The organism is Acinetobacter haemolyticus, from assembly GCF_900406815.1.
GTDB lineage: Bacteria > Pseudomonadota > Gammaproteobacteria > Pseudomonadales > Moraxellaceae > Acinetobacter > Acinetobacter haemolyticus_A.
Map to the genome: position 1 here is coordinate 106,491 of NZ_OVCN01000002.1, position 23,007 is coordinate 129,497.

Here is a 23,007-nt window from a genome sequence, read left to right on the forward strand (position 1 = left end):
CCCGCTTTTAATATCAATTCAGTCAAGAACTGTAAGTTCGATAATCAAACTACAAAGCTTGATTAGACTCAAGTAGTTTATCGTAAAAAAGCAGAGCCTATGCTCTGCTTTTTGATAACAGCAATTTCACATTAGAGTTTGCCGTGACATTGTTTATACTTTAAACCTGAACCACATGGGCAAGGCGCATTACGACTTTCTGGCACTGGGAATGCTGCATTATTAGTCTGTTCTGTTTCTTCAGAAGCAGTCACTTCACCCGTTAAACCATCAACTTCATCATGCTCAAAAGAAAGTCGCATCGATTCAGCCTGACGTTGTTGCTGTGCTTCCATTTCTGCTAGCTCTTCAGCTGTAGGAACATGCACACGAGATAAATCAGTTACAACATCTGATTTAATCACACCCAGCATATTCACAAACAAATTAAAGGCTTCTTTCTTATACTCTTGTTCAGGGTTTTTCTGCGCATAACCACGCAAATGAATCCCTTGACGCAAGTAATCCATCGCCGCCAAATGATCTTTCCAATGGCGATCAAGTGAATTTAGCATAAAGTGGCGTTCTAACATCACTGCTGATTCAGCGCCCATTTGTTCACGGCGTTGACGATAACGGTTCACAACCTCATCTGAAATACGAGAAATTAGGCCTTCTTCGTCTAAACGACGATCTTGGTTTAACCATTGCTGAACAGGTAATTCAATGCCTAAATCCACTTTTAAAGCATTTTCTAAACCTTCGATATCCCATTGGTCATGAACTGATTCTGGCGGAATAAAGTTGGCGATCACACCTTTGATTACTTCACGATGCATTTCTTCGATGTAGTCTTGCAATGTACTTTCAGCAAGAACTTCGTCACGTTGTGAATAAATAATCTTACGCTGTTCGTTGTTAACATCATCATACTTCAATAAGTTCTTACGAATATCAAAGTTACGCGCTTCAACTTTACGTTGGGCATTTTCAATCGAACGACTTACCATTTTATGCTCAATGGCTTCGTTTTCTTGTAAGCCCATCGCACGCATCATGGAAACGACACGATCACCAGCGAAAATACGCATCAAATCATCTTCAAGCGATAAATAGAAACGAGATACACCTGGATCGCCCTGACGACCTGCACGACCACGCAACTGGTTATCAATACGGCGTGATTCGTGGCGTTCAGAACCAATGATATGTAAACCACCTGATGCTAATACATCTTCATGGTCTTTTTCCCATTGCGCTTGTAAACGTACTTCATCTTCAGGTGTAGGATTTTCAATTTTCGTAAGCTTAGCTTTCCAGTTACCGCCAAGCAAAATATCAGTACCACGACCTGCCATGTTAGTTGCAATAGTTACTGCATTCGGGCTACCCGCTTGCGCAATGATATCTGCTTCACGCTCATGCTGCTTCGCATTCAGTACTTCGTGATGGATACCTGCCTGTAATAATTTTGAAGACAGGATTTCACTTGCTTCAATCGTTGCAGTACCAATCAGAATAGGTGCTACACCCTTTTGACGAATATTGGTAATTTCTTCAATAATGGCATTATATTTACCATTGCGATTTAAATAGATTAAATCATTATGGTCGATACGAACCATTGGTCTATGCGTTGGAATGATTACCACATCCAAGCCATAAATTTCTTTCATTTCCGCCGCTTCAGTATCAGCAGTACCTGTCATACCTGAAAGCTTTTTGTATAAACGGAAATAGTTCTGGAATGTCGTCGTTGCAAGGGTTTGGTTTTCTGGTTGAATTTCCATGTTTTCCTTGGCTTCAACCGCCTGATGCAGACCTTCTGACCAACGGCGACCCGGCATGGTACGACCCGTGCTTTCATCCACAATGATCACTTCTTCTTTTTGTGTTTGTGGGTTAATACCGATGATATAGTGCACGTTCTTTTGATATAAATAGTGCGCACGAATTGCTGCCGTCACATGATGAACCAAATTTAGATTGGTTGCTGAATAAAGGCTCTCACCTTCTGCCAACAAACCCATTTGAATCAATTCTTGTTCAACAGTCTCATAGCCGATTTCAGTCATTTCAACAGAACGCTGCTTTTCGTCTACCCAGAAATGCCCACCATCCGCAACTTTTTCTTCTTTCTGAGGTTTTAATTTTGGCGGAATACTGTTGATTAGCTGATATAAATGAGAAGAATCTTCACTTTGCCCTGAAATAATTAATGGAGTACGTGCTTCATCAATTAAGATGGAGTCAACCTCATCAATGATGGCATAACTTAAACCACGTTGCTTTTTCTCTTGTAGAGAAAACACCATGTTGTCGCGAAGATAGTCAAAACCAAATTCGTTATTGGTACCGTAAGTAATGTCTGCAAGATAAGCTTGCGCTTTCTCATCAGGCATTTGCATTGAATAAATTACACCAATACTCAAACCTAAAAATTCGAATAATGGACGGTTTAACTCGGCATCACGTTGTGCCAAGTAGTCATTCACAGTAATCACGTGAACGCCTTGCCCACTTAACGCATTGAGATAACATGCCAAGGTACCCATCAAGGTTTTACCTTCACCTGTACGCATCTCGGCAATTTTACCTTCGTGTAAGGTAATACCACCAATCAACTGTACGTCATAATGGCGCATGCCCATGACACGTTTAGCAGCCTCTCGACAGACTGCAAAAGCTTCAGGCAATAATTTATCTAGACTTTCACCGTTTTGGAAACGTTGTTTGAATTCTGGAGTTTTTGCAGAGAGGTCTGCATCGTTAAGAGTAGATATCGTCGGTTCAAGCGCATTGATTTGCTCAACAATTTTACGCATGCGTTTGAGCTCACGCTCATTTTTAGTACCGAAGATACCTCCGATCAGACTTGCCAACATGAATAAACTCTCTAATCCTGTTTGTTATAAGGTTTGGAAATATCAACAAACCTTAGGTCGGTTAATTTTTTCTTAGCTGTTATTATGGAGTCAGAAATAAGAACTACAAGTGCTTTACATCCAAACAGTTAAAAAAACCTGCAAAATGATTCTGACATCATGCAACCAAAGATCGTTAATGTAGCAAATTTGCCTTTGCGTTACATCGATTTAAATGTGAATTTCTGATGATTTTTATATCAATAAGCCTGCCTCTATATATTTTAAAATGATAAAAAAATCAAAAAACAATAATTTTATTTATATAAAAAATACCGCATATTGAGTTATCGCATGATTAGAAACATAGATTTGAGGATTCGGCATGACATTACGCTTAGGTGACATCGCACCCAACTTTCAACAAGCTTCAAGTGAAGGCACAATCGATTTTTATGACTTCTTAGGCGATGGTTGGGGAATTTTATTTTCACATCCTGCAGACTACACCCCTGTCTGCACGACGGAACTTGGCTATACTGCCAAGCTGAAAGATGAGTTTGATAAGCGTGGTGTTAAAGCAATTGCGCTCTCAGTGGACGATGTTGAATCACATAAAGGCTGGATTCAGGACATCAACGAGACTCAAGACACTACGGTGAATTTTCCAATCATTGCAGATAAAGATCGTAAAGTATCTGAGCTATACGGTTTTATTCATCCCAATGCCAGCGAAACCTTAACTGTACGTTCATTGGTGATTATCGACCCAAATAAAAAGGTCCGTCTAATCATTACCTACCCTGCTTCTACAGGTCGCAACTTTAATGAAGTATTACGTGTTGTAGACTCACTACAATTGACAGATCAACACAAGGTAGCAACGCCAGCGAACTGGCAACAAGGCGAAGAGGTCGTCATTGTTCCTTCATTGCAAGACGAGGAAGAAATCAAACAACGCTTTCCTAAAGGTTATAAAGCAGTGAAACCTTATTTAAGATTCACAGCCCAACCAGAATAACAAAAACAGAGAAAATTTGTGATGGATCTAAGCCCTTGAAGCATTGCGTTTTAAGGGCTTTTTAATCTACTGATGGTTTAAGATAAGAAAAAATTTAAAGCATTCATTTTTTACATATACTTCGCTTTTTGTAGTTTCCCGCTTAACTTCCATTTATCATTCAGTTAATTTGTGCGCACAACTTTTCTAGATCCAATCACGACCTTTACAATGAAAAAATTATTGATCAGCACTGTTCTCCTTAGCACACTCAGCGTGAGTGGCTGTATGAAATACCCCAGCCTAAGTGATGAACAACGTCCAAGCAATTGGGGAACATTGATTTCTAATACCCATAACTTCTATCAAGTTAGCCAAGACGTTTATCGAAGCGAACAACCTGATGCGGATTTGATGGGTAGCTTAAAACAGCATCAAATCCATACGGTAATCAATCTCAGAGCTCGTAATAAAGATGCGAATGTTTTTAAAGCTCAAGATTTTAATCTGGTACATATCCCAATCCACACTTGGGCAATCAATCGTGATGATCTCTTAACTGCAATGCAAACAATCCAAACTGCAAAACAACAACATCAAAAAGTTTTAGTCCATTGCTATCACGGCTCTGATCGTACAGGTGCAACCATTGCGATGTATCGAATCATTTTTGAAAACTGGTCAATCGAAGATGCGGTCAAAGAAATGAAACAAGGAGGATATGGCTATCATGTTATCTGGAAAAACATTGAACATTTATTCACCCCAGACAATGTAAAATGGATTCAACAGCAACTATTGAATCCATCATAACTTAACTTAGAAAAAAACAGGGGCGAAAAGCCCCTGTCTTATTTTAACGTTGATCAAGTGGAACCCAATCAATCACCCATGCTGATTTCATATTCAAACTTTCATCTGCTGCAATCTTTTTACGGGCTGCGTCAGCCGTTTCTCTATCTTTAGATGGACCAACCATGATACGTATTCCTTTCGAGGTTGGACTGGTTGTGACTTTATAACCTTTAGCTCTTAGTTTGGATACCACAGCATCTGCATTGGCCTGATTTGCAGCCAAGGCCACTTGAACCATCCAGTTTTTATCACCGTTTTCCATAAGTTCACGTGCTTTTTCTGCTTCAGCTTTTTTCTTTGCTTCTTCTTCAGCTTTACGCTTGTCCTCAGCTGCTTTTTTCTCTGCTTCAGCCTTACGCTTCTCTTCTGCAGCTTTCTTCTCCGCCTCGGCTTTACGCTTCTCCTCAGCAGCCTTTTTCTCTGCTTCAGCCTTACGCTTGTCTTCTGCAGCTTTTCTCTCCGCTTCAGCCTTACGTTTTTCTTCAGCCGTGGCTTTCTCAGCCTCTAACCTACGCTTATCCTCAGCCGCTTTTTTCTCTGCTTCAGCCTTACGCTTCTCTTCTAGTTTGCGTTTTTCTTCAGCTAATCGTTGAGCTTTCGCCGCATCATCCTCAATTAATTCTGGCGGTATATTGTCAGAGCTTTGCTGTGCTGCCATACGTCTTGCATTAATTGCCGCATATTCTTCTGCTGCTTTACGCGCAGCTGCTGCCTCGGCTTCTTGTTGCATTTTCAAAAATTCGGCAGCGCGAGCTTCCTGTTCTGCAACTGCCTTTTCACGTGCATGTCGCTGCTCTTCAAGTAGACGCTTTTCTGTTTCAACATCAATTGCCAGAGGTTGCAATGACACCATTTCGCTATCTTGTGCTGGTTGTGCCAACTTAGGCTTTGACTCAGTTTGAGCACTTTGTTGTGCTGTTCTCACTTGAGCTTTGTCTTGCTCTATTTCTTCATTACCTTTAAGAAGTAATGCTGCCAATAAAACACCACCTCCAAGTAGAACAACGCCACCCATCCAGCGTTGTTTGTTATTCATTGACATTGTTCTAAATACTCCCAGACCGCTTCCAAGGTATGAAACGAACCACAGACTAAAATCAGCTGATTGTTATTACATTTCTTCAGCGTAGTTTCAAATGCTTGCTGGATACTGCCAAACTCACATACCTGTTGACCTTGCAATGCATCTTGTAACTGTTGCATTGGTGCAGCTCTAGGCACATCTAAAGTAGCAATAAACCAATTTTTTACTGTTGTTTTTAGTAAATTCGTGACCGATGCAACGTCTTTATCTGCCAACATTGAAAATACTGCAACAACTTCTGTGTACTGTTTATTGTATTTTAGAAAATTTCGCAACTGCTTCAATAAAAATTCAACGCCATGTGCATTATGTCCGGCATCAAAAATAACCGTTTGACCTTGAACCTGACGAATCTCAAACCGCCCTTGCAACGCTGCTCGCTGAATACCCATTGCAATTGAATCTTGAGAGATGGCAATCCCACTTGCCAGTATCGCTGCCACAGCTGTAGAGATATTTTCAAGTGCCAACTGACCTTTCGGAAGTTTTAATGTTGTTCCTGAAGAGGCAAATGACCAAGTCTCCCCATCCTCATTTGGCTGATAAAAATAATCTCGGTTTAACACATAGAGCTGGGCTTGTGCTTCAGTAACTTTATCTTGAATCGCTTGTGGAAGCTGTTGATGTCCTGCAAAAATAACAGGAATATCAGGACGAATAATACCTGCTTTCTCGAAAGCGATTTTTTCAACCGTATCGCCTAACCAATCCGTGTGATCCAAACCAATATTAGTAATCACCGCAATATCTGGATCAATGACATTTACAACATCAAGACGACCACCAAGCCCCACCTCAAGTACCCAAACATCACACTGTTGTTGCTTAAAAATGACAAAAGCAGCTAATGTCGTGGCTTCAAAGAAAGATAGACTGAGATCACACTCACGGCGTGCTTGGTCTACAGCCACAAAAGCATCGATCAAACTCTGATCATCGATCTCAATACCGGCCAATTTCACGCGCTCATTAAAACGATAAATATGGGGGGATTGATACAATCCCACTTTATAACCGTGCGCATTTAAAATTGCCGCCAACGTGGTCGTCGTTGAACCTTTGCCATTCGTACCAGCAACCGTAAAGACCTTTGCTTTAGGTCGCATCACTCCCAACTTTTCAGCGACAGGAATAACGCGCTCTAATCCTAAATCAATGCCTGTAACGTGAACATGGCTCCAATAATCGAGCCATGTTGTTAATGTATCTGTTGAATGTGGAGCGTGTGGTTTCAAGGTAGGTTCATCAGCTTTGCAACAAGTCGATATACAGTATCACGTAATGCGTGACGATGAACAATTTGATCGACTACACCATGATCAAGCAAATACTCAGCGCGCTGGAACGGTTCTTCTAACTTTTCCCGCACCGTTTGTTCAATAACACGCTTACCCGCGAAGCCAATCATGGCTTTTGGTTCAGCAATATGAACATCACCTAACATGGCCAATGATGCCGTTACACCGCCATAGACAGGGTGAGTAAGTACAACCACATAAGGAACGCGCGCATCTTTCATTTTTTGAATCGCAGCTGCAGTACGAGCCATTTGCATTAAAGACAACATGCCTTCTTGCATACGCGCACCGCCAGATGCTGCAAAACAAACCATCGGTTGATGAAGTTCAATTGCTCGTTCAGCCGCCTGAACAAAACGATCGCCCACCACGGTACCCATTGAGCCGCCCATAAAGTCGAAATCAAAAGCACATGCTATTAAATCTAGTCCTTTGAGTGAACCTTGCATCACTACAAGCGCTTCAGTCTCACCTGTTTTATCTTGTGCTTCACGCATACGTTCAGGATAAGGTTTACTATCCACAAATTTTAACGGGTCTTTAGCACTGAATTCTTGACCGAGTTCTGCGTCCACTTGGTCAAAAAACCAATTCAAGCGATCACGGGCACGCATACGTAAATGCTCGTCACATTGCGGACAGACATAGGCATTGAATGACATTGCTGTACGTGTCACTAAAGCATGACATTCTGGACATTCAATCGTTGGCTCAGTAAAAGTCGCCTTGAATATCTGCTGTTCATTCGCAACCTGAATACCTGGGACTTGACGCTCAGTCCAAGGCGTTGACGGGTTCAGAACCGTCCCTGCTGTTAATTCTTGACTCATACTAACTCATCGAGCGCAGCTCGAAGCTCCTTCACTTTATTCACCGTCTGTTGCACAGCCTCATCTGCTGGCAATGTCGCAAAAGATTTAACGAAAGCACTTCCTACAATCACTGCATCAGCGACTTGACCCATGGCTTTTGCAGATGCTGCATCGCTAATACCAAAACCAACTCCCACTGGAACAGTGGTTTTAGTTTTAATTTTTGCAATACGTGCTGCTGCCTCAGAAGTATCTAATGTCGCTGCACCCGTCACACCCTTGAGTGACACGTAATACACAAAGCCGCTTGCTTGATCAACCACATGTTGAATACGCTGATCTGTTGAAGTTGGCGCAAGTAAAAAGATTTGATCCATCTCATTTTGTTTTAAGACTTCACTAAACTGCTTTGAAGCTTCTGGCGGTAAATCTACCAAAAGAACACCATCTACACCGCACGCTTTCGCATAGGCAACAAACTTTTCATAACCAATGACTTCAACAGGATTTAAATACCCCATCAAAACCACTGGCGTTGTTTGATCTTGCTCACGAAAGGCTTTCACCATATCCAATGCATCAAGTGTATTGGTTCCACCAGCCAAAGCGCGCTCAGCAGCCAAGGCAATCACTGGACCATCCGCCATAGGATCGGAGAATGGTAAACCAAGCTCAATCACATCGACGCCTGCTTCAACCATTTGATGAAGCAATGGAACAGTTACCTGTGGATGCGGATCACCTGCCATAACATAAGAAACAAGCGCTTTACGTTGCTGAGATTTAAGCTGTTCAAAACGAGTGGCAAGACGTGACATAGGATTATGCTTTCCTTGATTTATATTGGAGCCTGCTTGACATTTTACAGATGCACATTGCAGTCCCCTAAGTTGAGGAGTTGTTTGTAGTTAGACAAAAACACTGCATTGTAACGCTATTTTTTGCTCATTGAACAGAGTTTGACGTGATTGCAGTGCTGATTGTCCTTACCAACAACAGCCCCTACACATTTATCTATATTTTCGTTTTTTTCTCAATGATCAAAGCTTCCTAATTTCGAACCAATCTTTCTCCATTTTAGAAATGAGCCAAGCTCCTTTATACTATGCCCACTTTTTAAATTTTCTTTTGATTTTATGTCTGCCCACACTCAGGAAAAAGTACAAAGCAATGCACTTGCTTTGCTACCGTTATTGGTATTTTTGATCATCTTTCTCGGGAGTGGTATCTATCATTCAATCATCGGGACTGAATTTGCCTTTTATCAAATTAAAGCACCGATTGCAGCCATACCCGCAATCATCTTAGCCTTACTACTCTACAAGCAGAAACTTAATACAGCTATTGAGGAGTTTCTCCAAGGCGCAAGTCATCCCAATCTGATTCTGATGTTCATGGTATTTATGTTGGCAGGCGCATTTGCCAGTGTCTCAGGGGCTATCGGGAGTGTCGATGCAACGGTTCAACTTGGACTTTCATTGATTTCAGCACAATTTGTGTTGCCTATGCTGTTCATCATCGCTGCCTTTATCGCAACCGCCATGGGAACCTCAATGGGGACCATTGCTGCATGTGCACCTATTGCCTTTGGCTTTTCCCAAGCAACGGACATTACGCCCCTTTATGCAATTGGTGCAGTGGTTGGTGGTGCCATGTTTGGAGACAACTTATCGATGATCTCCGACACGACCATTGCCGCCACACGCAGTCAAAACGTTGAATTACGAGATAAGTTTAAGGTGAATGTTTGGATTGCATTACCTGCCGCAATTATAACGTTAATTGTTTATTTTTCTCTGAGTCACCAGTCTGAGGCGATACAGACCAAACCTTATGATATTTGGTTAATATTACCTTATTTGACAGTTTTCTTTCTTGCCTTTACGCGATTACATGTACTGGCTGTGCTGATGATTGGCGTGGTGTTGTCAGGCATAATGGGCTTACTCAATAAACCTGATTTCCATTTACTGCAACTCAATGACTCGATCTACAACGGCTTAGTCGGAATGTTTGAAGTTGCATTGTTGTCCATGCTATTGGGAGGCTTATCGGCATTAATGCAAAAAGCTGGCGGATTACAATGGTTGATCCAGCGCATTTATGCCATTACACGTTTATTTAAATTTGGAACCCAACGTGCAGGCGAATTTGGAATCAGCTTTTTGGTGGTATTTTCAAATTTATTTGTTGCCAATAATACCGTGGCGATTATTTTATCAGGTGATATGGCGCGTGAAGTTGCCAAAGAATATGGGATTGATCCTAAACGTAGTGCTGCCCTGCTCGATATTTTTTCCTGTGTAACTCAAGGGATCATTCCTTATGGCGCACAATTATTATTGGCTTGTTCAATTGCCAAGATCTCGCCAATTGAACTGATTGGGCATATTTACTACTGTTGGGTATTAGCGATTTTTGCAATTCTCGCAATTGTCTTTCATTACCCACGCTTAAAAACATCGTAAAATTCATATGAGACTCTTTAGGGCTTAAGACTAAAGAGTCTTTAAAAACTGTTTCGGAGTAACACCTGTCCAACGCTTAAACGCCCGTCCAAATGCACTTTGGTCTGCGTAATTTAAACGCTCTGCAATCTCAGAAAATGTTTTGCCTTGCTGTAAATACAATTTACTTTGCTCTAAACGGTATTGATCCAAAATATCTTGAAAATTCAATTGATAAGATTTGAGTTGACGCTGTAAAGTCCGTTCAGAACAATGCAAATGTTGGGCTACATAACTCAATAAAACTTCTTCTTGTTGCAATAGTCCCTGCTCAATAAAGCTTTGTATTTTTTGTCTGAACTGTTGTTGTTGAACCTCAAAAGAAGTGACGTTATTTAACGATTGCTGTGCCTGAGTTGATAACACCTGATTCAATTGCTGATCGGCAGCAATACTTTTCGCTTTCAAGATTTGATTTGAAAAACGTATTGCATATTGTCCTGTTTGAACTTGTATCGGACAGCCGTAAAATTTCTCGAAATGAAACAAAGCGGTATGTGGCGCATAGCCAAATTGAATCATTTGTGGTGGATGTAGAGTATCTTGAACGATGGATTGAGCAATTTTAAAAATCAACGCCAAATTCAGCTCATACATTTCACGATAATCTGGATAAGAAGCACTCCAAACAATTTGAATGAAGTCCGAAAACTGTTGAACGTTGAGTTCCTCTAAATTGGTCTGCTTAAAAATCAGAGAGTAATACCGCTGTAGAAGTTGCAATGCTTGTTGCAGGTCTAAGCTGGTTGACGCCAAATATCCCATTAAGCCCAAATCTTGCAAGTTGGCACGTTCTGCAAGAACTAAGGTAATTGGACGAGAGAAATAGGGCTGAACCCCCTGTAATAATTGAGCATAACGTTCCACATCAAAGTCTTGTTGGTCTGGATTTTCTAAACAAGCATAGAAGTCTTGCCAAAGTTCAGGAGCAGCCACTTTGGACAAATCAATATGTTCCTGTTGTAAAACACGATTCAACAATCGTAAATATCCAATGATAATTTTAACTGACATATGTCGGTCTCATCCTGATCTGTCGTTATTTGTATAAAACTTGGCTGAAACTGTCAAAACTTTTCGTCGGACTTTTTCCATACTGAATCTATGAAAAAAGCAAGGAATCGTATAAATGAATGCACATGTTTCCTATCAAGTCGAACCAGTCGTTAGAACAAAACTAGACTTCCATTTAGATCAAGCTCCCCGTTTCTGGTTTGGTGGAGACCCGTTTCGTACCCGTATGTTTGATGCGTTGAGCCTTACTTTTCCTGATGGTGAGCGCTATTTTATTGAATGTGTTCGTCTATTCCGTGACAAAATTGATGATCCAGATTTACAGGAACGTGTTGCTGATTTTATTCGTCAAGAGGCACAACACGGTATTGCCCATGACAAAATGAACCAGATCATGAAAGATCAAGGCATGCCCGTTGACCAATTTACCAATCGCCTAAAGAAAATATTTAGATTTGAGTTAAAGAATCGCTCACCTCAATACAATATTGCCATGACCGCAGCTGCCGAGCATTTAACTGCACTGATGGCAGAAACCTTCTATAGTAAAAAAGAAACTTTGGCAGAAGCTGATCCTTTCGTCCGTGCGCTGTTTGCGTGGCATGCGATTGAAGAAATGGAACATCGGGACGTTGCGTTTGATGTCATGCGAGAAGTCGGTGAAGTGCCTGAAACAACTCGTCGTTTTGCTTTAGTATTTACGACTGTACTGATGTTTGGTTTTACCTTATACCGTACCGATGTGATGCTGAAAAAAGATGGTTTTAACTTAAGACAACGTTTCGATATGGCGCGTAAAGGCTTACCTTGGTTCTTTGGTCGTAACGGTATTTTAACGGCAAAAGCAGCGCAATATAGCGACTGGTTTAAAAAAGATTTCCACCCAAATCAACACCCTGTTATCCGTCAATACGATGTCTGGATTGATACTTTGGCTAAAACTAATGATCCTATAGCTGCGGGTGAAGCTTTTTGGAAAGCGGGTCTTTAGTCCATCCCTCATAAAAAAATCCCCTTTTAATTTAGGGGATTTTTTACTTCATTTTTACCACTTCGCATAATGCTGTTCTAACAAACCATATTGCTGATCCAACTGCACCAATTCAACCTGTTCATGCTTTATCGTACCACTGACTTTGGCTTGCCATTGATTAAACTGACTGCCGATCAAACGCAGATTAATATTTTCAAAACGACACCAACCTGTTTCGATGACTAAGTTTAAACAGCCCCCCAAAGAACGAATCGACCACATTTTTTCATTCTGCTGTTCAAATAATACATCTGTGAGTGGATATAAACGCCCATCCACCCATAACGCATTTTCATTGCCAAAACTTTCATTGACGCCTGATGCAAGATTAAGCCCAATCCGGCGTCCCTGCGCATCACGAAATTGACAGGACAACCAAAACCAAGCCGTTTCTGGTCGTAAAAAACCACAAGTATCATCTAAAGCAGCCAGACTTTGAGCATCAAACTCTATCCGTTGCTGATCAGGACTGATAAAAAATCCCTCGACCGCCAGCGTTGTTTGCTTTTGGGTATAAGTCCAACCATTTATTCCTGTCGGGCTACACAAACTCAGTGCATCTGTTCCAGCACAAAAAATACGCGCTTTCAGTTGTATCTCGCCATATTTCGTAACCTGAATATAGCGCACGCCATTGGCATGTTGCATGTCAAACTGATAAGACGATTTTTTAAAATGACTTTGACTAAATAAAGGCTGTTCATCGAGTTGAGTATTGATTGCCAAAGGTTGAATTGCATTCCACTCAATGACTTTGCCCGATAGATGATCGTAAACATAGAAAAAGCCATGTCCAGCCCATGACAAATCAACAATCGCAATCCCAATACTAAAATGCGCATGTTGCAAACCACAGAATTTGAATTTTTTATACTTAAGTTGCTTACGCCACCCTTTTAACATCTGACCATAAGGCGTTTTATAAATATAGTCATCTATATTAATTCGTGATGGTACTTGCTCAAAACGTCCATAACGCGGCTGACCATTGGCTTGTATCAAATCCATTTTTCGTTCCCTGATTTTGCAGCTTCGTGTTGCTTAATCACATCCACGCCAATAATAGACGGTAAATCGTACAATTGACTATCATTTTTGCAGCAAAGTGTGCACTTGGGAGGTGATGATTGAATCAACGTACCAACAATCCCTAGCCAAACATCGCTCACTATTTCATCAAAAGTTCACACTGGTCTTTTATCTTTAAAAACAATCTTATACCACTTGATCAAAAAATCATGAAAACGCGTACTATTTTTAAAGTAAATGCATTATGCGTAATGCTATTCGCACTTACCGCTTGTAATGACAATGATAATAACCAGTTACCGAAAGCTGAACGTAAAAATCAAACGATTAACGTGCTTGCTTTCAACGACTTCCATGGAAATTTAGAGCCACCGAAGCGGTTTATTGAAGCTGAAGATCCACATGATCATAGTCAAACAGTACGCATTCCCGTTGGTGGTGTCAGTTATTTTGCCGATGCAATTAAGAAACTTCGTGCCCAATATCCAAATAATGCGGTCGTTTCTGCTGGCGATTTGATTAGTGCCTCACCATTAATTTCATCACTATTTTTAGATGAGCCTACCATTGAAGCAATGAATGATATTCAAATTGATTTCAATGCCGTTGGAAATCATGAATTTGATCGTGGGACAGATGAACTTCGTCGCTTACAAAATGGTGGCTGCCAGCAGTACACTGCCACGAAACCTTGTCAAATTAATCCAAACTTCACAGGAGCAAAGTTTGAATTTTTGGCAGCCAATGTTTCTATGAAAGCTGATCCAAAAAAGACGTTGTTCCCTGCCTATAAAGTCAAAACATATGGCGGTATTCCTGTCGCTTTCATTGGTCTAACACTCGAAGCGACGCCAAGTATTGTTTCTGCGGCAGGTATTACTGATGTAAATTTCCATGATGAAGCAGATACAGTCAATGCGCTGATTCCAGAATTAAAAAAACAAGGCATCGAAGCGATTGTGATGGTGGTCCATGAAGGGGTAGCTCCAAGTACCAAGTTTAATCAAAAATCATGCGAAGGTTTGAGTGGACCGCTTGTTGACGTACTTGAACGTCTCGACCCAGCCGTAGATGTGGTCGTTTCTGGTCACACCCATCAATCTTATATTTGTGATTATACAACCAAAAATCCTGCCAAACCATTTCTACTCACATCAGCAGGTCAGTACGGCACCATCATCACCAATATCCAGCTTGAGCTCGATGGCAAAACAGGGAATGTCATCAAAAAGGATGCATCTCAAGTTCCTGTACAGAGTGAAAGCTATACCTCTGGCACAACCACAGTCAACCTCACAGATCTTTATCAAAAATTTAGCAAAACACCGAGTATTGAGGCAATTTTAGATAAATATCGTCCTGCGGTAGCAACAATTTCTGCACGTGTGGTCGGCTCAGCAACCAGTGTAATTGATCGCAATCGTACTGAAAGCGGTGAAACTGCACTAGGCAATTTAATTGCAGATGCGCAACAAGCAGCAGCGCTTGCAGCCAGCAACCAAGGATCAGATTTTACTTTGATGAATCCAGGCGGCGTCCGCGCAGATCTATTGATAAATGGCAATAATCAAATCACATTTGGGGATGTGTTCAGTGTCCAACCCTTTGGAAATTCGTTGGTCACACTCAGCTTAACAGGCAAGCAAATCCGTGAACTGTTAGAACAACAATGGTCTGGGGCAAATGCGGGTACCCCTCGAATCCTACAACCATCCAAAGAATTGAGCTATTCCTATAAACAAGATGCGTCAGTGTCACCGCGTGCCAGCAACATTATGATTGCTGGACAAGCATTGGTCGACACTCAGACTTACCGTGTTACTGTGAACAGCTTTATTGCCGATGGTGGTGATAACTTCACGGTTTTAAAAGAAGGTAAAAATCCTATTGGGGGCGGTCAAGATATTGATGTGTTAGAGCGTTATATCAGCCAAAACTCTCCACTGACCGCACCTAAAACCGATCGAATCAAACTGATCCCATAATTCTATAAATAAAAACAGGGAGGCATTTGCCTCCCTGTTTTTATTAGGAAGAGATTTACATCTCAACCATTTCGACACCGTCAATACGTGCAACCGTCATTAAGTCTTTATCACCACGACCTGAAACCGTTGCAATGATAATTTGATCTTTAGACATAGTTGGCGCAAGTTTAGTGACATACGCCATGGCATGTGAACTTTCAAGCGCAGGAATAATCCCTTCGATCTTAGTCAGATCGCGGAAACCTTGTAAGGCTTCATCATCATTGATCGGCACATATTCCACGCGATTCATATCTTTGAGGAAACTATGCTCCGGACCAACGCCTGGATAATCCAGACCCGCTGAAATACTGTGAGTTTCAATGATTTGACCTTGCGCATCTGACATCAAATAAGTACGGTTACCATGTAAAACACCCACATGACCTGCATTCAATGGTGCAGAGTGTTTTCCTGTTTCAATACCATAACCAGCCGCTTCAACACCGTACATTTTCACATCTTGATCATTCAAGAATGGATAGAACAAGCCCATCGCATTTGAACCACCACCCACACAAGCGACCAAAGCATCAGGTAAACGCCCTGCTTGCTCTTGGATTTGACGGCGTGCTTCACGACCAATAATCGACTGGAAATCACGTACAAGTTGCGGATATGGATGTGGCCCTGCAACCGTACCAATCACATAATAGGTGCTATCAACATTGGTTACCCAGTCACGCATCGCTTCATTCATGGCATCTTTCAATGTTTTTGAACCACTTTGCACTGGAACTACGGTCGCACCCAACAAACGCATACGGTATACATTCATGGCTTGACGTTTTACGTCTTCAGCGCCCATATATACCACACATTCCATGCCCAACCGTGCGGCGATTGTAGCTGTCGCTACACCGTGTTGACCTGCACCTGTTTCCGCGATAATCCGCTTCTTGCCTGATAACTTTGCCAATAACGCTTGACCAATGGTGTTGTTCACTTTGTGCGAACCTGTATGATTCAGGTCTTCACGTTTCAGGTAAATTTGCGCACCGCCGAGGTGCTGAGACCATCGCTCAGCATAATAAAGAGGACTAGGACGACCAACATAAAACGCAAGATCACGATCAAACTCTGCTAGAAACTGAGCATCATTTTTCATACGACCATAAAGACTTTCTAAGTCTTCAAGTGCAGCCATAAGCGTTTCTGACACAAAACGCCCACCATGAATACCAAAATGCCCTTGGGCATCTGGAAACTGGGTGTAGTCAATCGCCTGATTTTGTTGACTAAGGTTTTGCTGATCCACGTTGGACTCCTTGCATAAATTTTTCAATGAGTTGTTGGTCTTTTATACCTTTTGCGGACTCGACGCCTCCGCTGACATCTACAGCAAAAGCCGCTGTAGTATCAATAGCTTCACTCACATTTTCAGGGGTTAAGCCCCCTGCCAAGATTAGTGGAATTTCAATTTGAGGGAATTTATTCCAATCAAAGCAATGACCAGTGCCACCTTTTAATTCAGGATGCCATGCATCCAGTAGAACAGCACTAGCTCCGACAGCTTGATAACGTTGAATTTCGGTCAAAATATCTAAATCAGGTTTAACCTGAATCGCTTTGTACCAACGACGTTTACATTGCTGAGCAATCTGCTGGCACTGTTCTGGAGTTTCATCTCCATGCAGTTGTAATACATCTAAAGGAACTGAATCAAGCACTGTTTGTATTTCTTCTACGCTTGCATTTACAAATAAACCTACCAACTGAACATAAGCGGGTACTGCATTTGCCAATACTTTTGCTTGTTCAATACTGACATGACGCGGGCTTGGCGGGAAAAATACAAAACCGATTGCATCCGCCCCTGCTTGTACTACAGCTTGAACATCTTGTAGTCGAGTAATACCACAAATTTTGGCGCGAGTTCGCAGTTGATGTTGGCGCATGCTCTGTCCAATTTTAATTTGAATATTTTAAAACTTTCTCATTGTAAAGCAATTTGACCCAGTTGGGGGAAAGTTGATTTCGAAATGCAATTGTTTAAAAAACGTTAACACTTTATACTTTGCGTAATCTTGCAACAAGTCTAAAGCAAATTCTTTTGCTTATAGGGAAGTTGGTGGAATTCCAACACTGCCCTCGCAACGGTAACACCGTATTATTAATCTTAGCTCTACGCCAAATCACTGCATCAGAATGATGTGGGAAGATGATTAATAGCATCATTCTTGTGATGATATAGTGAAGTCCGGAGACCTGCTTGTTGTTTATTTCCACATTATCATTCACGACGGGTGAATGTCTGGAGCATGCATGTCTACTGTCTTTCAACCAACTCGCCTCGTTGGTGCTATCGCTATTACGATGGGGTTTTCTTCACCTGCTTTTGCTCAAGAGCAATCAACCAATAAAACTGCAACGTTAGATACAATTGTTGTAACTGCTTCTCGTAGTGAACAAAAAATTAGCGAAGTTCCAGCGCGCATCAATATTATTGAACCGAAGATTCTTGAGCAATCTCCTATTGCTTCTTTACCGCAATTATTACAAACAGATGCTTCGATCAATATGGTACAAAGCGGTGGCTATGGGCAATATACGGAAATTTTCTTACGCGGCACTAAAACAAATCAAACCCTATTATTAAGAGATGGGGTCCGTCTTAACTCAAATACATCTGGCGCAGCATCATTACCATTTATCGATACGACTGATATTAAACAAATTGAAGTATTAAAAGGTCCTGCATCAGTTCTATATGGTGCAGATGCGATAGGTGGTGTAATTCAGTTGATCTCAAAAACTCCAGAGAAAAACTCAGCATTTGTTACTGGTGAAATTGGCGAGAACAAAACGTATAAATCAGTCATTGGTGCAGATCTTGCTGAAAATGGTTTTTATGCTCAAATTCGTGGGCAACGCTTAGAAACTGATGGCACTCCAGTGACTGATGCAAAAGACAATAAAAAAGCGAGCTTTGATCAAAAAGGCTATAGTGCAAAATTTGGTGTTGAAAAAGAGCAATTTGCAGCGTCTGTCGACTATAGTGAAAACGAAGGCTATAGTGACTATGACAACTATGGCAACTTAGTTTCTCAAGACTTCAAAAATGAAGTGATTAACATAAAAGGTCGTGTAAATATTCTTGATAATGTAGCTATTCACGCTCGCTTATCTCAGTTCAAAGATGATTTGAACCAAAATAACTCACCAGACTACGTTTACAGCACTACACAAGAAGCTGAACTTTATACGAAATGGCAAATGACCCCTACTCAAAATATTTTAGTGGGTTCAACATACAAAGATATTAAAGGTGATGTGTACTCAAAAAATCTTTGGGGTGGAGAAGACGTTAAATACAAAGAATCTGTAGATACCGTCGGTTATTTTCTCCAGCATCAATATCAACAAAATGGTATAGAAACTCAAGTTGGTGTTCGTGTTGAAGATAACGAAAAGTTTGGCTCACATACCGTAGGTCAAGGTGCGATCAGATACCAAATATTACCACTTACAAGTGTTTATGCGAATATTGGTTCTGCATTCCGTGCTCCAACCACAAATGATTTATATGCAATGTCTTGGGGTGCTAATCCTGACCTAAAACCAGAAGAAAGTTTTTCTTATGAAATTGGTGTGGATCAAAAACTAAACTACGGTATTGATTTAGGTTTATCTGTTTACCGTAATAAAGTTGATAATTTAATTAGCCTCCAAGCAGGTAAGCTAATCAATGTTAACAAGGCAACGTTCACAGGTGGCGAAGCGTCATTTAAATGGCAACAGGATGAATTGTTTTTAAATACAACATATGCCTACGTTCAAGCCAAAGATGACGAAACAAATAAAGAGTTAAATCGTCGCCCGAAACAAAGTTTGACTTTAACCACTGGTTGGGATGATGGAATCTACGGTATTTCGACATCTATCGTTGCTAAATCTAAATCTAAAGATTTTGCAGACTGGCCTTCCACAACACCAACCACAACACCAGGTTATGTTACGACTAACGTAAATGCATATTGGCAGCCGACACCAATGATAAAAATCTTTACTAATATCGAAAATATCGGTGATGTAAACTACAAAACTGCTTATAACGGTAGTGATGTTTACTACATCAACGGTGGTCGTTTAGCTTCTGCCGGTGTCACATTCCGTTATTAATCGTGCGCTAAAATAATAAAAACATTTTCTTCACTCCAGTTTCGGGGTAATGTTCTGACCGACATTATCCCCTTTTTATTTTCAGGATCAGAGAAACAAAACTATGGGACATCGTTTAAGTAAAATCTATACACGTACAGGTGACTCAGGTACCACAGGTCTGGGAGATGGTTCCCGCGTTGCAAAAGATGATTTACGCATTGCTGCGCTCGGTGATGTCGATGAACTCAATGCAACCATTGGTGTACTTCGCGCACAAATCAGTGCAAGCCAAGTTGAAAATAAAGCCCATTGGGATAAAAGCTTAAGCCTCATTCAACACTGGTTGTTTGATTTGGGCGGTGAGGTCTGCATTCCAAACTATCATTTACTTCAACCCGTATGCATCGACTTTCTGGAACAAGAAATTGATCACATGAATGAGTCTTTACCAATGTTAAAAGACTTCATTTTGCCATCAGGAAGTTTGGCATGTAGCTATGCACATCAAGCCCGTGCAGTATGTCGTCGTGCTGAACGTGCTTTATTGTCGGTACACAATCGTGACCAAAATATCCAAGCCACAGCCTTACAATTACTGAATCGTTTATCCGACTGGTTGTTTGTTGCCTCACGTGCCTTGCAACGTGCTGAAGGTGGTAGCGAAGTGCTGTGGCAAAAAAATATTAATGACAGTATCGATCCAGCATAACCATTTCCAAGGTGAATAAAAGATGCGAATTATTGGTCATCGTGGTGCGCGTGGTGAAGCGCCTGAAAATACCTTAGGTGGATTCCACTATCTGCATGGGCTTGGCATTCGTGCAGTCGAGTTTGACGTTCGTCAGCTTAAAGATGACCAACTCATCGTAATTCATGATGATGATTTTGTTCGTACTGCCGGTCGCTTACAACATGTAGAAAGTTGTAATCTGCTAGAAGCCGAACAATTTGATCATCGCCATCAGTGGCAAGACTGGAAAACTGAAGAATTTACGCCGAGTTTAAAGCAGGTTATGGATTGTTTAATCGACTTTGAGCATATCGAAGTTGAAGTAAAATCAGTCGTTGATGAGGTTGCGGCTGAACGGCTGATTATAAAACTACAGCAAGAACTACAAGGTTTTGAAAAAACAGCAACTATTACCAGCTTTGATACAAAAATTTTAGATGCATTACAGCAACATCAGAGCACTTTTAAACGAGGACTCTTGGTCGAAGTTCCAATCGGTGAATATGCAATCGAACTTGCACATCAGTATCAATGTCGTCAAATCGGTTGGAAAGATCAACTCGCTTCAGATGAAATCATTCAACTGACCCAGCAAGCGCAATTAGATATTAGTGTTTGGACAGTAAATGATGTTGAACGTGCTATGCATTTACAACAGCTTGGTATTCAAGGTTTGATTACTGATATTCCTCAAACAATGTTGCAGCATTTATCATAATAAAAAAGGTGGAGACCACTCCACCTTCTGACATTATTTCTTACGTTGTGCTTGTATCAAACGTTGCCCTCTAGCATCCAATAGATAGAGATTGGTTCCATCATATTGAAAACGCTCGACTCGCTGAATCGCATCCATCAACTCTGCTTCTTGTGCCAAAGACTTATTACAACTGTAATGCCCTGCTCTCACATCGAAATCAAGTTTACGTTGAGCAAAATCATAGCGATAACGCCCATAAATATTATTACATCCAGTATGCCCTGCAACACTTTTACTTACAGAGTTCAATGTAAAACTTGGAAATTGATTAAAGAACAATGCACGTTTGTTGTGAATCATTGTAATTTGCCAATCAACATCTTGAATTCCATCACTACTCTTACGAACCTGCATTGGTGGAAGTGTATGTGACGGTTTAGGTTGTAAAGTATTTTTTTGCACTTTTGAAGGTTGGCTCTGGCAAGCAGCCACCATCAAAACACTAGAAAATATTAAAGTTTTGTGAACAAATGCCTTTATAGAGAAAATAGGATTTTTCACGATAATTTGCTCAGACATTGATTTATTTCACCTTTTAATAAATTAGCCTGTTCGGCAAACGAATTCTGTTACTGTTCTTTCGATACAACTGTAGAATAATACTAGTGCTTATTGATTTGAGCATGCTAATATCAGGACTAAAATAGCAATATATCGTAAAGATTGGTCTTGCTATCTCGTTTAGTTTTATTATCTTGTGCAAACAAGGTTGTTAGGAGCGCTGCCGGATATGAATTCCGCCCCACTCAAAAAAGCACCCATTAACTGGACTGCTAGCATTACCTTAATTGGAACCCCAATTCTTGCTGCTATTTTAATTCCTTTATACGCTTATTATTATGATTTTAGTGTAAGCGCATGGGTAAGTTTATTCTTCCTCTTAGCATTGAGTAGTTTAGGCATCACAGCGGGTTACCATCGCTTATGGGCACATCGTGCTTATGAAGCATCTTTACCCTTAAAAATTCTATTGATGATTGGTGGAACTTTTGCCGTTCAAAACAGTATTCTGTTCTGGGCTTCTGGACACCGTACCCATCACCGTCATGTCGATGATGTAGATCAAGACCCATACTCGATCAAACGTGGTTTTTGGTATGCACATTTAGGTTGGATGATCCGCGATCATTCACCGTCTCAACCTGATTTCAAAAACTCACCAGATTTGCTCAATGACAAACTCGTGATGTTCCAACACAAGTACTATGTCCCGATGGTCATTGCGGTTCATGTTGGTTTATTAGGTGGTATTGGCTGGGCTGTTGGTGATATTTGGGGCGTAGTTCTACTAGGTGGTCTGCTGCGCTTGATTATCAGTCATCATGTTACCTTCTTTATTAACTCACTCTGTCATATGTGGGGCAAACGTCCTTATACTGATGAAAATACGGCACGAGACAACTTCGTCTTAGCGATTTTCACTTGGGGTGAGGGTTATCACAACTACCATCATATCTTCCAATACGACTATCGTAATGGTGTGAAATGGTGGCAATATGACCCAACAAAATGGTTAATTTGGACCAGCTCTAAATTAGGTCTAGCTAAAAATTTACGTCGTATTCCGAGCTTTAATATTCAAAAAGCTGAGTTGGCGATGAAATTTAAATATGCTGAACAAGACTTAGCCATTTATGGACATGATGTAAACACAGATATCGTGCAAATGAAGCAACGTATTGCTCAAGAATACGAAGCATTTACCCATACATTAAATGATTGGGCGAAGCTTAAAGAGCAAGAGCTACACGCCAAAAAAGCAGCGATGGCAGAAAAAATTCATCAAATCGACCATAAATTAAAAGTTGATTTCCAATTACTTGAGCATCGTCTTGCTCATCATCGTGAGTGCTTAGAAACTTTGATGCGTAATATCAAAAAAGCACCTGTTTCTGAGTAAACATAAATGAT

19 protein-coding genes and 1 riboswitch are annotated in these 23,007 nt (G+C 40.9%); of the genes, 9 read left to right on the forward strand and 10 right to left on the reverse strand.

Annotated elements, in window-relative coordinates; translation table 11 throughout:
- Positions 1-131 precede the first annotated feature (131 nt).
- Positions 132-2,864 (reverse strand): preprotein translocase subunit SecA, encoded by a 2,733-nt coding sequence (gene secA / locus DK207_RS01930; RefSeq protein ID WP_109439744.1) that lies wholly within the window; start codon positions 2,862-2,864, stop codon positions 132-134.
- Between the two features lie 364 nt (positions 2,865-3,228).
- On the opposite strand from secA, the gene DK207_RS01935 reads away from it, so the two are divergent.
- Together DK207_RS01935 and DK207_RS01940 are read left to right on the forward strand one after the other, a co-directional pair.
- Positions 3,229-3,864 (forward strand): peroxiredoxin, encoded by a 636-nt coding sequence (locus DK207_RS01935; RefSeq protein ID WP_109439745.1) that lies wholly within the window; start codon positions 3,229-3,231, stop codon positions 3,862-3,864.
- Positions 3,865-4,074: 210 nt separating this feature from the next.
- Complete coding sequence (locus tag DK207_RS01940; RefSeq protein ID WP_109439746.1) at positions 4,075-4,656, forward strand: dual specificity protein phosphatase family protein; 582 nt, start codon at positions 4,075-4,077, stop codon at positions 4,654-4,656.
- 43 nt (positions 4,657-4,699) lie between these two features.
- Here DK207_RS01940 and DK207_RS01945 read toward each other — a convergent pair whose 3' ends face one another.
- The 4 genes from DK207_RS01945 to trpA are packed head-to-tail and all read right to left on the reverse strand — an operon-like array spanning position 4,700 to position 8,710.
- Positions 4,700-5,740: an SPOR domain-containing protein gene (locus tag DK207_RS01945; protein WP_109439747.1), complete on the reverse strand. Its 1,041-nt coding sequence runs from the start codon at positions 5,738-5,740 to the stop codon at positions 4,700-4,702.
- Positions 5,731-7,017 (reverse strand): bifunctional tetrahydrofolate synthase/dihydrofolate synthase, encoded by a 1,287-nt coding sequence (gene folC, locus DK207_RS01950; protein WP_109439748.1) that lies wholly within the window; start codon positions 7,015-7,017, stop codon positions 5,731-5,733. Before folC ends, DK207_RS01945 begins: the two co-directional genes overlap by 10 nt.
- Complete coding sequence (accD, locus tag DK207_RS01955; RefSeq protein WP_109439749.1) at positions 7,014-7,910, reverse strand: acetyl-CoA carboxylase, carboxyltransferase subunit beta; 897 nt, start codon at positions 7,908-7,910, stop codon at positions 7,014-7,016. The genes folC and accD overlap by 4 nt, the downstream gene beginning before the upstream one ends.
- The gene (gene trpA / locus DK207_RS01960; protein ID WP_109439750.1) at positions 7,907-8,710 is read right to left on the reverse strand and encodes a tryptophan synthase subunit alpha; all 804 of its coding nucleotides are present in this window, start codon (positions 8,708-8,710) and stop codon (positions 7,907-7,909) included. The genes accD and trpA overlap by 4 nt, the downstream gene beginning before the upstream one ends.
- Positions 8,711-9,028: 318 nt before the next feature.
- Here trpA and DK207_RS01965 point away from each other — a divergent pair, with 318 nt between their 5' ends.
- Complete coding sequence (locus DK207_RS01965; protein WP_109439751.1) at positions 9,029-10,360, forward strand: Na+/H+ antiporter NhaC family protein; 1,332 nt, start codon at positions 9,029-9,031, stop codon at positions 10,358-10,360.
- Between the two features lie 30 nt (positions 10,361-10,390).
- Here the strand turns inward: DK207_RS01965 and DK207_RS01970 are convergent, their stop codons facing one another.
- On the reverse strand, positions 10,391-11,413 hold the full coding sequence (locus DK207_RS01970) for an AraC family transcriptional regulator (RefSeq protein WP_109439752.1): 1,023 nt from the start codon (positions 11,411-11,413) through the stop codon (positions 10,391-10,393).
- A gap of 115 nt (positions 11,414-11,528) precedes the next feature.
- Between DK207_RS01970 and DK207_RS01975 the strand changes: the two genes are divergently transcribed.
- Positions 11,529-12,404, forward strand: a complete 876-nt coding sequence (locus tag DK207_RS01975) for a metal-dependent hydrolase (protein WP_109439753.1) — start codon at positions 11,529-11,531, stop codon at positions 12,402-12,404.
- 54 nt (positions 12,405-12,458) lie between these two features.
- On the opposite strand, the gene DK207_RS01980 is transcribed toward DK207_RS01975, so the two are convergent.
- Complete coding sequence (locus DK207_RS01980) at positions 12,459-13,454, reverse strand: DUF2804 domain-containing protein (RefSeq protein ID WP_109439754.1); 996 nt, start codon at positions 13,452-13,454, stop codon at positions 12,459-12,461.
- Positions 13,455-13,684: 230 nt separating this feature from the next.
- Here DK207_RS01980 and DK207_RS01985 point away from each other — a divergent pair, with 230 nt between their 5' ends.
- Positions 13,685-15,460 carry a bifunctional metallophosphatase/5'-nucleotidase gene (locus tag DK207_RS01985; protein WP_109439755.1) on the forward strand — a complete coding sequence of 592 codons (1,776 nt, stop codon included), beginning with the start codon at positions 13,685-13,687 and terminating at the stop codon, positions 15,458-15,460.
- Between the two features lie 55 nt (positions 15,461-15,515).
- On the opposite strand, the gene trpB is transcribed toward DK207_RS01985, so the two are convergent.
- Both trpB and DK207_RS01995 read right to left on the reverse strand, forming a co-directional pair.
- Positions 15,516-16,760 carry a tryptophan synthase subunit beta gene (gene trpB, locus DK207_RS01990; protein ID WP_004640735.1) on the reverse strand — a complete coding sequence of 415 codons (1,245 nt, stop codon included), beginning with the start codon at positions 16,758-16,760 and terminating at the stop codon, positions 15,516-15,518.
- Positions 16,741-17,400 carry a phosphoribosylanthranilate isomerase gene (locus tag DK207_RS01995; protein WP_005083299.1) on the reverse strand — a complete coding sequence of 220 codons (660 nt, stop codon included), beginning with the start codon at positions 17,398-17,400 and terminating at the stop codon, positions 16,741-16,743. The genes trpB and DK207_RS01995 overlap by 20 nt, the downstream gene beginning before the upstream one ends.
- A 119-nt stretch (positions 17,401-17,519) precedes the next feature.
- A riboswitch (cobalamin riboswitch) is annotated at positions 17,520-17,733 on the forward strand.
- A gap of 34 nt (positions 17,734-17,767) precedes the next feature.
- Here DK207_RS01995 and DK207_RS02000 point away from each other — a divergent pair.
- The 3 genes from DK207_RS02000 to DK207_RS02010 all read left to right on the forward strand — a co-directional run bounded on the left by DK207_RS02000 (position 17,768) and on the right by DK207_RS02010 (position 21,054).
- Positions 17,768-19,624 carry a TonB-dependent receptor plug domain-containing protein gene (locus DK207_RS02000; RefSeq protein WP_008942351.1) on the forward strand — a complete coding sequence of 619 codons (1,857 nt, stop codon included), beginning with the start codon at positions 17,768-17,770 and terminating at the stop codon, positions 19,622-19,624.
- A 103-nt stretch (positions 19,625-19,727) separates the two neighbouring features.
- Positions 19,728-20,315, forward strand: coding sequence for a cob(I)yrinic acid a,c-diamide adenosyltransferase (locus DK207_RS02005; RefSeq protein WP_100834002.1), 588 nt, complete (start codon positions 19,728-19,730; stop codon positions 20,313-20,315).
- A gap of 22 nt (positions 20,316-20,337) precedes the next feature.
- Positions 20,338-21,054: a glycerophosphodiester phosphodiesterase gene (locus tag DK207_RS02010; protein WP_100834003.1), complete on the forward strand. Its 717-nt coding sequence runs from the start codon at positions 20,338-20,340 to the stop codon at positions 21,052-21,054.
- Between the two features lie 33 nt (positions 21,055-21,087).
- Here the strand turns inward: DK207_RS02010 and DK207_RS02015 are convergent, their stop codons facing one another.
- Positions 21,088-21,615: an META domain-containing protein gene (locus DK207_RS02015; protein WP_100834004.1), complete on the reverse strand. Its 528-nt coding sequence runs from the start codon at positions 21,613-21,615 to the stop codon at positions 21,088-21,090.
- Between the two features lie 211 nt (positions 21,616-21,826).
- Between DK207_RS02015 and DK207_RS02020 the strand changes: the two genes are divergently transcribed.
- Complete coding sequence (locus DK207_RS02020) at positions 21,827-22,996, forward strand: acyl-CoA desaturase (protein WP_109439756.1); 1,170 nt, start codon at positions 21,827-21,829, stop codon at positions 22,994-22,996.
- Positions 22,997-23,007 lie beyond the last annotated feature (11 nt).